10 protein-coding genes and 1 tRNA gene are annotated in these 12123 nt (G+C 69.0%); 6 read left to right on the top strand and 5 right to left on the bottom strand.

Annotated elements, in window-relative coordinates:
• Window positions 1–90: 90 nt before the first annotated feature.
• The 5 genes from BLR05_RS05785 (at window position 91) to BLR05_RS05765 (ending at window position 6251) form a co-directional block, all read left to right on the top strand.
• A complete protein-coding gene (locus BLR05_RS05785) occupies window positions 91–3171 on the top strand; it encodes an ATP-binding protein (RefSeq protein WP_092832859.1) in 3081 nt (1026 codons plus the stop codon).
• 77 nt (window positions 3172–3248) lie between these two features.
• On the top strand, window positions 3249–4661 hold the full coding sequence (locus BLR05_RS05780) for a sigma-54-dependent transcriptional regulator (protein ID WP_092832858.1): 1413 nt from the start codon (window positions 3249–3251) through the stop codon (window positions 4659–4661).
• 245 nt (window positions 4662–4906) lie between these two features.
• Entirely contained in the window at window positions 4907–5197 is a 291-nt protein-coding gene (locus BLR05_RS05775) for a KGG domain-containing protein (RefSeq protein ID WP_019701417.1), read from the top strand.
• Window positions 5198–5538: 341 nt separating this feature from the next.
• On the top strand, window positions 5539–6030 hold the full coding sequence (locus BLR05_RS05770) for a type VI secretion system amidase effector protein Tae4 (protein WP_092832857.1): 492 nt from the start codon (window positions 5539–5541) through the stop codon (window positions 6028–6030).
• Window positions 6027–6251 carry a hypothetical protein gene (locus BLR05_RS05765; protein ID WP_092832856.1) on the top strand — a complete coding sequence of 75 codons (225 nt, stop codon included), beginning with the start codon at window positions 6027–6029 and terminating at the stop codon, window positions 6249–6251. The genes BLR05_RS05770 and BLR05_RS05765 overlap by 4 nt, the downstream gene beginning before the upstream one ends.
• 319 nt (window positions 6252–6570) lie before the next feature.
• On the opposite strand, the gene BLR05_RS05760 is transcribed toward BLR05_RS05765, so the two are convergent.
• From BLR05_RS05760 to BLR05_RS05740, 5 genes are all read right to left on the bottom strand, one after another.
• A tRNA-Lys gene (locus tag BLR05_RS05760) sits at window positions 6571–6646 on the bottom strand.
• A 101-nt stretch (window positions 6647–6747) separates the two neighbouring features.
• Entirely contained in the window at window positions 6748–7725 is a 978-nt protein-coding gene (locus BLR05_RS05755) for a GMP reductase (protein WP_092832855.1), read from the bottom strand.
• 226 nt (window positions 7726–7951) lie between these two features.
• Complete coding sequence (locus BLR05_RS05750) at window positions 7952–8704, bottom strand: hypothetical protein (protein WP_092832936.1); 753 nt, start codon at window positions 8702–8704, stop codon at window positions 7952–7954.
• 96 nt (window positions 8705–8800) lie between these two features.
• The gene (locus tag BLR05_RS05745) at window positions 8801–9802 is read right to left on the bottom strand and encodes a tripartite tricarboxylate transporter substrate binding protein BugE (protein WP_092832854.1); all 1002 of its coding nucleotides are present in this window, start codon (window positions 9800–9802) and stop codon (window positions 8801–8803) included.
• Between the two features lie 43 nt (window positions 9803–9845).
• A complete protein-coding gene (locus BLR05_RS05740; protein ID WP_092832853.1) occupies window positions 9846–11024 on the bottom strand; it encodes a M20 family metallopeptidase in 1179 nt (392 codons plus the stop codon).
• 169 nt (window positions 11025–11193) lie between these two features.
• Here BLR05_RS05740 and BLR05_RS05735 point away from each other — a divergent pair, with 169 nt between their 5' ends.
• Window positions 11194–12063 carry a MurR/RpiR family transcriptional regulator gene (locus tag BLR05_RS05735; RefSeq protein WP_092832852.1) on the top strand — a complete coding sequence of 290 codons (870 nt, stop codon included), beginning with the start codon at window positions 11194–11196 and terminating at the stop codon, window positions 12061–12063.
• Window positions 12064–12123: the final 60 nt, after the last annotated feature.

The raw sequence follows: 12123 nt of genomic DNA, 5'->3' as shown, positions 1-12123 counted from the left end.
GGATTGCCATGCGGTTGCGCAGGCGCGGCGAACGCGCCCTCCTGGCCCGGAATGCTGCCACCGGACGGTATTAATTGCGGAAACTATTGCATGGCCCAACACACCGATTCACCGATCCCCCCTTCCGGAGAAGAGGAGGATGCCGGCGCGCAGGAGGCGAAGGACTCCGGATGGCCGCGGCAGGGGCTGCCCGGCTGGGCTGAACGCGCCTGGCCGTCGGCGTCGCTGCGGACCTACTTGGTGGCCATGATCCTGGCCGCGACACTGCCCATCGCGCTGCTGCTGACCTACAAGGTCGCAGCGGACCTCGTGCAGGCACGCAGCCGCCTGCAGTCCGTGCTGGGCCACAGCGCCGCCGGGCTGGCGCAGACCGTGGCGCTGGACATGGCCTCCACGGTCGATGCGCTGCTGGCGCTGGAGCGCACGGATGCGCTGCGGTCCGGCCAGCCCTCCGCGCTCGAGCGCTGGCTGCGCCAGCGGCCGCCCATGAAACCCCAGTGGCACAGCGTGTTCCTCGCAGCGGCCGACGGACGCATCGTATTCGACACCGCCCGGCCTGCGGGCGATGCGGTGCAGAATGCGGCCATCGAGGCGCTGGTGCGCAGGGCCTCGTCGGAGCACCGCGCGGCGCTTTCGGAATCCGTCGCCGTGGACTCGGCCCGGGCCGAGGTGGCGCTGGCCGTGCCGGTGCGCCTCGCGGCCGAAGGCGGCCATGTGCTCGGCGCACGCATGGACGCGCATGCGTGGCAGAAGCTGCTGTCCACGGCCACGCCGCCGGACGGGGGCTTCATCGCGCTGGTGGATGCACGCCAGAACGTGGTGGCCGCGGCAGGCCATCTGGCGCGCGGCCGGCAACTCCTGCCCACGGGCGTGGAGCGCGTGCAGGCCCGCATGGGCGCGGATGGCATCGCCGAGCCCGCGCTGGCGGCCTGGCGGCCGGTGGCGCATTACGGCTGGCAGGTGAGCGTGGGCGTGCCGGCGGCGCCCATCGAGGCGGCCGAGGGCCGCACCGTGCTGTCCGCGATCGCCACCATGGGGGCCTGCCTGGTGATGGGCGTCGCACTGGCGTTCCTGCTGGCATGGCGCATCGCCCAGCCGCTGCAGATGCTGGCGCGGGCCCAGCGCCTGCCGCCGTCCCTGCGCATTCCCGTGCGGGAGATCGCCCTGCTGCGCGATGCGCTCTGGACCGCGCAGCGGCGCGATGCCACCACGCGGCAGCGGCTGCAGGCCAAGGCCGCGGAATTCGAGGCCCTGTTCGAGAACACGCCCATCGGCCTGGCATTCGCCGACGGCGCGGACTGCGGCCATGTGGTCCTCAACCCCGTGATGCGGGGCCTGCTGGGTGTTGCGGACGAAGAGGACGGCCGGGAGGTGCCGGCCCGGATCTTCCGTGGCGGGAAGGAGCTCGAGCCCGAGGAGCAGCCCCTGCTGCTGGCGTGCCGCCTGGCCCAGCCCGTCGGTCCGATGGAACTGGAGATCCGCGTGCCGGGGCGCGCGTCCATGTCGGTCGTGACCAGCGCGGTGCCGCTGCTCGACGAGCAGGGACGGCCGCGCGGCGCACTGAGCGCGGTGACGGACATCACCGAACTGCTGCAGGTGATGGCCCTCTGGCTGGCCGCGGACCGCAAGCGCCAGGAAAAGCAGAGCCTGATCGACCTGGCCTGCGAAGCGGGCTACGTGGGATTTTTCGAGTACCGATTCCGGCCGTCGGAGCTGGTATGGACGGCGGGCCAGGAAGGACTGTTCGGGAGCGACCCGGCGGCTCTGCAGGCGGGTGGCGGAGGGCCACGCGGGCTGAGGGCCTGGAGCGCGCTCGTGCATGCGGACGACCGCGCACGGCTGCGGCGCTCGCTGGCCCGCTCGCTGCGCACCCGCGGCTCCAGGGCGCAGCTGGAGTACCGGATCGCCGCCGCGCCCGACGACGCGCCCCGGTGGCTGTCCAGCCGGCTGCTGCTGCGCTACGGCATCCGCGGCCGCCCCGAGCAGGTCGTGGGGATCACGGTGGACGTCACCGAGCAGAAGAACGCGGAGCGGCGGCGGGCGCTGCAGTCCGAGCAGGAGCAGGCGGCACGGCGGCAGGCGGAGGCCGCCAGCCGGGCCAAGGACGAATTCCTGACCATGCTGAGCCATGAACTGCGCAATCCGCTGGCGGCCATCGCGGCGGCATCCGATGTGCTGTCCACCGGCGCGGGCGGGCCGGAGACGACGAACCAGGCCCTGGGCATCATCCAGCGCCAGACCCAGCACCTGGCGAGCATGATGCGCGACCTGCTGGACGTCAGCCGCGTGCTGCGCGGCAACGCCGTGCTGGCGCGCCGTCCCACCGATCTGGCCGAGCGGGTGCGCAGCGTGCGCGAATCCCTGTCCGTCGGGGGCACGATGCGGCGCCACGCCTGGACGTTCGATCTGCAGCCGGCCTGGATCAACGGCGATGCGACGCGCATCGAGCAGGTGATCGTGAATCTCCTGCAGAACGCCATCAAGTACACGCCCGAGGGCCGCAGCATCGATGTGAGCGTGGCCTGCGAGGGCGACGAGGCCGTGCTGTGCGTGGCGGACGGGGGCGACGGCATCGACGAGGACCTGCTGCCGCACATCTTCGACCTGTTCCGCCAGGGAGAGCGCATGCTGGACCGGCAGGACGGCGGACTGGGCGTGGGGCTGACGCTGGTGCAGCACCTGGTGGAGCAGCACGGTGGCACGATCGACGTCTCCACCTCGGAGGACGGAACGGTATTCGCGGTGCGCTGGCCGCGGGTGGCGCCCGGCAGCGCTGCCGTGCCTGCGGACGCCGTGGCGAGGCGCCCGCACGGCCCGTCGCGGCGGATCGTGGTGGTGGAGGACAATGCGGACATGCTGCGCTCCGTGAATGCCTACCTGCAGGGCGGGGGGCATACGGTGCACACGGCCGAGGACGGGCTGGACGGGCTGGTCCTGATCATCGCGGAGCGGCCCGACGTGGCCATCGTCGATATCGGACTGCCGGGCGTGGATGGGTACGAGATCGCGCTGCGCGCGCGGGCGGCGGGTTATGCCGGCCGGATGGTGGCGGTGTCGGGCTACGGCCAGGCGCAGGATATTTCCAAGGCGCGGAAAGCCGGATTTGACGAATACCTCGTCAAGCCGATCACGATGGAACAATTACAAAACGCAATGGACCGCACGCCTTGACGGGTGCAGAGTCCACATGCATCTGTATTGCGCGGTGTGCGGACGGCTGCACCGTGGCAAGGCATCCTGGAGGACTCATGGGTTTGGCTCTGATCGTGGACGATGACGCCGATGCGGCGGACATGCTGGCGGCGCTGTGCAGCGCCGAGGGCTATCACGCCGCCACGGCGCACACGCTGGAGGCCGCGCGCAAGAAGATGGTGCTGCAGCCGCCGGACGTGGTGCTGCTGGACCTGCACCTGCCGGATGGCAACGGCCTGTCGTTCATGAACGAGCAGTCGCTGCGTTCCAACACGCAGGTGGTGCTGGTGACGGGGCACGCCACGCTGGAGACGTCGATCCAGGCGCTGCGCCTCGGCGCGGCCGACTATCTCGTGAAACCCGTGAGCCTGCCGCAGTTGCGCGGGGTGCTTTCGCGCGTGATGCCCCCCGCCGAGATCGCCGCGGAGATCGAGTCCTGGCGCAAGACGGTGGACGATACCGGGCGCTTCGGCCACCTGGTGGGGCGCTCGGCCTGCATGCGGCGGGTGTACGAGCAGATCGCGCGCGTGGCCGGCACCTCGGTGACGGTGTTCGTGACCGGCGACAGCGGTACCGGCAAGGAGCTCGTGGCGCGCACGGTGCATGACCTGAGCCGCCGGCGCTCGCAGCCCTTCCTGGCCATCAACTGCGGAGCGATCTCGCCCCAGTTGATGGAAAGCGAGATCTTCGGCCACGAGAAGGGCAGCTTCACCGGCGCGGAGCGCCAGCACCAGGGGTTCTTCGAGCGCGCACACGGCGGCACGCTGTTCCTGGACGAGGTGACCGAAATGCCCCTGGAGCTGCAGGTCAAGCTGCTGCGGGTGCTGGAAACCGGCACCTTCATGCGCGTGGGCTCCACCGTGGAGCGCGCCACCGACGTGCGCATCGTGGCGGCGACCAACCGCGACCCCCTGGCCGCCGTGGCGGGAGGGACGCTGCGCGAGGACCTGTTCTACCGGCTGAACGTGTTCCCGATCGAGTTGCCGCCGCTGCGCGACCGTGCCGAGGACATCGGCCTGCTGAGTGCCCATTTCCTGGCGGCGATCGGGCAGCAGGAAGGCCGCTCCAAGCGGCTGGATCCCCAGGCCCTGGAGCGCCTGGAGCGCTACCGCTGGCCGGGGAATGTGCGCGAACTGCGCAATGTGATGCAGCGCGCCTATGTGATGGCCGAGGGCGATGCGATCACGGCGCAGTGGCTCCCGACCAACGGTGCCGAGGCCGAGGCCGCCTCCGAGGGCCGGGCAACCCGCACGCCGGTGGAGGGGTGGGCCGAATCCGCGGGGCAGTTGCGCGTGGATGTGGGCACCTCGATCGCGGACGTGGAGCAGCAGCTCATCCTGCGCACCCTGCGGCATTTCGACAACCACAAGGAGCGCGCTGCGGCGGCCCTCGGCGTGAGCCTCAAGACCCTCTACAACAAGCTCAAGGCCTACGAAAGCACGGCCGCGGACCCTTCTTCCACGCGCTGACGCGCAGGCGGCGGCCTGCCCCCGCTTCCGGGGCACGCCGCTTGCCCCGTGATACGTGCCTGGCTGCCCCGCCAGGCGCGCCCCTCTTGGGCCCGCCACCATGGCGGGCTCTTTTTTTGCCCGTCTGCCTTGTCCGAACGGTCGGGCACGCCGTTTGCCCTGTGCCATTGCGTAGGCCTGGCTGCCGTAGCGCCGGACTGCAAATTTCCATCCATCCATTTCCATTTTGTTGAGAGGAGCGGTACATGGCCAATGACCCAACGAACGAACGCGATACGGGCAAGCAAGCACAGGCGGAAGAGGCGCTGAAGCAGGGAGCCCGCCGTGCCGGTCCGGCCCGGCGGGGGTTCGCGGGCATGGACCCGGCCCGCCAGCGCGAGATTGCGTCCCTGGGCGGGCGGGCGGCCCACGCCAGCGGCAACGCCCACCAATTCACGTCGGAAGAAGCTCGCGAGGCTGGCCGCAAGAGCCATCGCAAGTCTGCGGCTTCCAGCGGCGGCGGTGCGGGCGCCAGCGCAGGCGCTGCCTCGTCCTGAAGTGAGCGCGCGCCGGTGCCGGCATCGCCGTTCCCGGAGCGTCTGGGCCCGCCTTCATGGCGGGCCTTTTTCATGGGCGAAGGCTTTTCGAAAGGATTTCTTGCCGTAAAAACGCCGTGCAAGGCTGCTGTGATGGGTGGACGGGCTGACGGGCAGGACAGGTGCGTATGTCGAAGGATGGAAAGTCGCAAGCTTCTGCGCTGTTTCCAAACCCAACAATTCACAGTCTGCTGCGTAAGAATTTGGTAAGGAATAACCGTGGTAATGCCGAGTGCTGGCGAGAGGCCAGCCCATCGCAAAGGTCACGCTCCAGGCCTTTTGCTCATTCCGCAGACAAGCAAATGCCAAACTTCCAAGACATCTGGAAAAACCATCCCAACGTGCGAGGTGATGCGCCACTGCTGAATAAAGCAGCCTACGAAAACCAATGTGCCATCAACTTCTCCGCAGCGCTCATGCGTACCGGCGTGGACTTCCGCACGTTCCGCGGCGCATGGTCTTGGCAACAGGGCGCCACGAAATACCCTATCCGGGCGCAAGAGGGGACGCGCCTGCCGATCAGTATCGAGAAGTTCACCGGCGCACAGGCATTCGGCCGTACGGAGGGGAGCGCGGGCATGAAAAACCGTACCGGCCTGGTGTTCTTCCAGAACTACTGGGGCCCTGGCATGCAGGGGGACCACATCGACCTTTGGAACGGCAGCCGACTGACCGATCGCGGCTCCTGGCTGCGCATCCATGCGCGCATCGGTAGCTACGGGATTCATAGCATCCTGAGCGACGTTTCAGATATGGAAAAAGCCCAGGCGGTATGGTTCTGGCAACTCGCATGAAAGCCACACTCCACATCATTGCCGGGGTGATCCTGGGCGTGCTTCTCGGCGTTCTGGCTTCTGCGGCGTTCAGCCGCGTCTTCGGCTCCGGCTATCCCCTGAACGAAGAGCGGTCCAACATCCTGGCCGCCGTGCTCTTGTTCGTGGTTCTCCCAGTTTCCGCATTCACCGGCGCGCTGGTCGGCTATGCGCTGCACCGGCGGCGCGCGCGCAGGGCTTAGTCTGCGTCGCCCTCGTGACGGCGAACGGGTGTGGACGAGGCCTGTTTGTGGCCAAGTCCTCAACTCTGGCTGCGCTCGCGCCTGCAAAGCCATTGCTGGAAAAGGTGTTCGAAGGGATGCGCGAGACTGGAGACACGTCTCATAAGGCATCACATTCGAGCCCGAATGAAAAAGGCCGGCGCTATTAGCGCAAACACTGTGGTGTAGACCACCTGTACACGTGGCGTAGAGCATAAACGCCCCATGCAGACACCAATAGAAAAAACGCCGGCGCTACCTTTACGATAGCACCGGCGTTTTCAGCCTTGCGGCTTTGTGGTGGTGGGTCCTGAGTGACTCGAACACTCGACCTACGGATTAAGAGTCCGCTGCTCTACCAACTGAGCTAAGAACCCACAGTAACTTTTGAAACTGTGTCTGCAGCGCTGCAGAGCCTCGAATTATGCACTACTTTTTCGCCTGCCTGCAAGCTGGCCCGCAAAAATTTTCCATAGCCTCACATCAGCAGGTGTTCACCGGCATTGTCGCCGCCCAGGATCACGTAGTTCACCTTGCGGATGTCCATGAGCTTGCGGCCGCCGGAGTAGCTGATGGAGCTCTGCACGTCCTGCTCCATCTCCACCAGCGTGTCGGCGAGGCGGCCCTTGACGGGCTCGAGGATGCGCTTGCCTTCCACGTGCTTGTACTCGCCCTTGTTGAAGTCGCTGGCGGAGCCGTAGTACTCCTTGAACTGCTCGCCGTCCACTTCCACGGTCTTGCCGGGGGATTCCTCGTGGCCTGCGAACAGCGAGCCGATCATGACCATGGTGGCGCCGAAGCGGATGCTCTTGGCGATGTCGCCGTGGCTGCGGATGCCGCCGTCTGCAATGATGGGCTTGGTGGCCACGCGGGCGCACCACTTGAGCGCCGAGAGCTGCCAGCCGCCCGTGCCGAAGCCGGTCTTGAGCTTGGTGATGCACACCTTGCCCGGGCCCACGCCCACCTTGGTCGCGTCCGCGCCCCAGTTTTCCAGGTCGATGATGGCCTCGGGCGTGGCCACGTTGCCGGCGATGATGAAGGCCTGCGGCAGGTGCTGCTTGAGGTAGGCGATCATGGCCTTCACGGTGTCCGCATGGCCGTGGGCGATGTCGATGGTGATGTACTCGGGGCAGAGGCCTTCCGCGACGAGCCGGTCCACCGTGTCGTAGTCGGGCTGCTTCACGCCCAGCGAGATGGAGGCGAAGCAGCCGGCGGCGTGCATGTCGCGCACGAACTGCACGTTGTCCAGGTCGAACCGGTGCATGACGTAGAAGTAGCCGTTGCCGGCGAGCCAGCGGCAGATCTTCTCGTCCACCACCGTCTTCATGTTCGCCGGCACCACCGGAAGGCGGAAGCTGCGCTGCCCGAGGGTGACGCTGGCGTCGCACTCGGAGCGGCTCTCCACGCGGCACTTGCGCGGCAGCAGCAGGACGTTGTCGTAGTCGAAGATTTCCATGAGATTTCCAAGCTCCTGTGAAAGGTCGCGGAGGACCGTTTTCCCCCGCGATGGGGCGCTTGGCTTGGAGGCCGGTTGTGCGGGCGGGCCGTGGAGGCCTCTGCCGAACCCTGCTGTGCGCAGGCACAAAAAAACCGGACGTCAAGAAACTTGGGCCCGGTAACTGATTCTACCCCTGCCGCACGCATCCGGCATGTGCCAGGGGGTTGGCGGACGCGGCGAAGGGTTACTGCGGTCCGCCGGCGCCGCGGGCGGGGCATTGGGCCCGTGCCGCCGCAACCACCGTGCCGCCTGCATCCTGCAGCCAGCCCACGGCGCCGAGCCGGTCCGGATCGGCACCGTCGGGGATGCGCATGGGCCGCAACTCCGACCATCCGGCACGGGGCGCTGCCGTGCCAGCCTCCCAGGTGCCCTGCAGTGCATTGCGCACGATGTGGCGTTCTGCGGCATTGCCTTCCGCTCCGGCGGGTACGGTCTCGACCAGCAGCAGCGTGAATGCATGGCGGGTGCCGGCGCGGACATGTGGGGCTGCGGCCTTGCCTCCGCTCCGTGCCAGGGCAATGGTGGCGCCGACATAGCCATTGACGGGCGGGCCCAGGGCCACGCGCAGCCGGCCCGGCAGCGGGGCTGTGGCGGTGACGTCGGTGATGGCGGTGTCGGTGGCTGCGGGCGGATCGCGGCGCAGCGCCTGCAGGCGTTCCAGCGCGTCGCGCGTGGCGGCGGCGGACAAGGGCGCTTCGTCGCCCTGGCGGCCCGGCACGATCCAGTCCAGCACCAGGGACCGGCTGCCGGGGGCCGTGGCAGGCGCATCGGCCCAGCAGGCAGTGCAATCTGCGCTGAGGAAGCGCTCGTAGAGCACGCGCGGCGCGGCCTTGCCGTCGCTGCTGCACGCGGTCCACTGGGCCGCAGCGGAAGAGGGGGCGCCGGCCATCCAGGCCGGCGCGAGGCAGAGGAGCAGGGCGGAGAGGGAGGTGCGCATCGGCGGGTCCTGGGGCTGTGCGGTGGGGGTGCAGCGCATGTTCCCACAAGACGCGCCGCGGCGCAGGACCGCTTCGCCGGAGCGTGCCAGCCGCTCTTATTCCGGCTTGATGTTGGCCTTGCGCACCACCTCGCCGTAAGAGACGAGGCGCTCGGACATCATCTTCTCGAAGGCGGCGGGCGGCATGTCTTCGGGCGGGATCACGCCACGGGCCTTGAGGTTCTCGATCATCGCCGGTTCGGTCGCGGCCTTGCGGATGGCCTTGTACAGCGTGGCCACGACGGCGGCCGGCGTGCCCGCCGGCGCGGCGATGCCGGTCCACGACGGCTGGTTCAGGGCGGGGAAGCCCAGTTCCTTGAAGGTCGGCACGTCGGGCAGCTGGGCCACGCGCGTGTCCGACGCCACGGCCAGGGCGCGCAGCTTGCCGGCCTGGATGTGCTGCAGGAACACCACCAGGTTGTCGAGCGCGAACTGCACTTCGCCCGCCAGGATGGCCGTCACGTAGGGCGAGCCGCCGCGGTAGGGGATGTGCACGCCCCTGGCGCCCACGGCCAGCAGGAACGCCTCGGCGTTGATCTGGCCCATGCTGCCGGCGCCGGCCGTGGCGAAGTTGACCTGGCCGGGGTTCGCCTTCAGGTAGGCCACGAACTCGGCGAAGTTCTTCGCGGGCACGCTCGGGTGGGCGACCAGCACGTTGGGCTGGCGGCCCAGGATGGCGATGTTCTCGAAGTCCTTGATCGGGTCGTAGCCCAGCTTGGGCTGCACCAGCGGGTTGGCCAGGTGGCTGCTTTGCGAAGAGGCCACGAGGGTGTAGCCGTCTGCCGGGGCCCGCGCCACGAACTGGGTGCCGATGGAGCCGCCCGCGCCGGGCTTGTTGTCCACGACGATCGGCACGCCCAGGATGCGGCCCAGCGATTCGGTGTACTGGCGCGCCATGACGTCCACGGAGCCGCCGGGCGGGAAGGGCACGACCAGGGTGATCGGGCGGCTGGGGTACTTGTCGCCGGCCGCGAAGGCGGGCAGGGCGGCGGCGCCGGCGAGGCCCAGGCCGGTGGCGAGGATCTGGCGGCGGGTGGCGGGGGTGCGTTCGAAGGACATAGGTCTCGGAAAGGTCAGGACAACAAAAAGGGTGGAAGCCGGCTCAGCCCAGCGCCAGCAGCGTGAGCGCCAGCGCCTGGGCGCGGGGCACGAAGGTGGTGAGGTCGCAGAACTCGCGCTCGCTGTGGGCGTAGCCGCCCACGGGGCCCAGCGCGCACAGCGAGGGGATGCCCATGTTCGAGGTGATGCCGCTGTCGGCCGCGCCGCCGGTGGCTTCGCCCTCGACCGAGAAGCCGATCTGCTGCGCGCAGCGCTGGTAGGTCTGCAGCAGTGCGTCGGGCGTCCGGGCCATGGGCAGGGTGCCGGTTTTGGCGACGATGCGGCCGCCGGTGCGCGGCAGGGATTCTTCCTCGATGATGGCCTGGATGCGCGCGAGCACGCCCTCCAGGTCGTTGCCGGCGGTGTAGCGCAGGTCCACGTGCGCCGAGGCCAGCGGGGCCACCACGTTGGAGGCCATGCCGCCCTGGATGAAGCCCACGTTCACCGTGATGCCGGGCTCGCAGCCGTTCAGGGCGTGCAGCGCCAGGATCTTGCGGGCCAGCGCGTCGATGGCGCTCGCGCCCTGGGCCGGGTTGATGCCCGCGTGCGCGGCCACGCCGGTCACCTCGAAGTCGATGCGGTAGGAGCCCTTGCGCTCGTTGACCACGTTGCCGCTGATGCGGCCGGGTTCGGCATTGAGCACGGCGCGGGCGCCCTGCACGTGCTCGCGGATGACGGTGCGGCAGGCCGGCGATCCCACTTCTTCGTCGGCAGTGAACAGCAGGTGCACCGGGGTGGCGTTGCCGCCGAAGCGTGCCAGGGCCTCTGCCACGAAGACGTTCATCACCAGGCCCGACTTCATGTCTGCCACGCCCGGGCCGAAGGCCTTGCCGCCTTCCACGCGCCAGGGCCGCTGCGCCGCCGTGCCGAGCGGGAAGACCGTGTCCATGTGCCCCATGAGCTGGTAGTGGCCCGAGGCGGCCGCGTCGCTGCCCGGCACCCTGGCCAGGATGCACTCGCCCCAGCCCGGCTCGGGCAGGGTCTGCACGGCGATGCCCGCGGCCTCCAGGCGGCCGCGCAGCACTGCGGCGACCTGGCGCACGCCCTCTTCATGGCCGCTGCCGCTGTCGATGTTGACGATCCGCGCCAGCAGGTCGGCCATGGCCTGCTCCTGCGAGGCGAGCCAGTCGAGCAGGGGCTGGGCGGAAGAGGGGACGGCAGGCGCGGAGGAGGTGGCGGTCATGGTCGGGCAGTGTTGCGGCAACGGGGAATGATTGAAATGGAAATTTCATAAATCATATTGTCTTGCAATGAGTGTTGCAATCAGGTTTGCGTTCCCGCGTGACGCGCCGTGCACAATCAGCGCGAGCGGCACGTTGCCCGCGCGCTACCCGCACCTCCTTTCCCGACCCATGCTCCTGACCGAACGGCTCGCCGCCCATGCCGCATCCCTGACCGCCAGCGAGCGCGCGCTGGCCGACGACCTGCTGCGCCACTACCCTGACGGGCTGCTGGATTCCGCCAGTGCGATTGCGGCGCGCACGGGCACGAGCGCTTCCACGGTGGTGCGGATGTTTTCCAAGCTGGGCTACGGCAGTCTGGCCGAGGTGCGGCGCGAGGCCCGCACGGAGGTCACCTCGCGCCTGCAGACCGCGGCGCAGCGCGCGCCTGCCACCCTGGGCGCCGGACGCCGCCTGGCCGAGTGCGTGGACGATGCCCTGCTGCACGACCAGCACAACCTGGCCGCCACCCGGCAGGGACTGGACATGGCCGCCTTCGAGGCGGCGGCGCGCCTGCTGGGGCACGGGAAAGGCCGCGTGTTCGTGATGGCCGAGAAGAACAGCGCGCCCGTGGCCAGCCACTTGGCCACGCACCTGAACATGTGCCGCCCGGGCGTGCAGGACCTGGGGGCGGGCGCCCCCTTCGCAGTGGACCGGATGCTGTGGGTGCAGCCGCAGGACGTGCTGCTGGTGTTCACCATACGCCGCTATTCGCGCGGCGGCCTGCTGGCGGCGCAGCATTTCCGCGCGCAGGGCGCCACGGTGGTGGCGCTCACGGACAGCCCGGTGGCGCCCATCGTGCAGCATGCGCAGCACACGCTGGTAGCGAGCACGGCCAACGCGTCGCCGTTCGATTCCTACACCGCGGCCTTCTTTCTCTGCAATGCCCTGGTGTCGGCGGTGGCGCAGCTGCGCCACGGCGCGGTGCAGGAGGCGCTGGAGCGCCGCGATGCGCTGTGGAAGCAGTTCGAGTCCGATGCGCTGGACGGACTGCTGACGTAGGGACAGGGTCCGGGGGCATGACCCCGCGGCCCGGGCCGGGGCGCCCGTGTTCCTACAATG

It is taken from the genome of Paracidovorax cattleyae (assembly GCF_900104515.1).
Classification (GTDB): Bacteria; Pseudomonadota; Gammaproteobacteria; order Burkholderiales; family Burkholderiaceae_C; genus Paracidovorax; species Paracidovorax cattleyae.
This window is presented reverse-complemented; position numbering and strand designations above follow the sequence as displayed.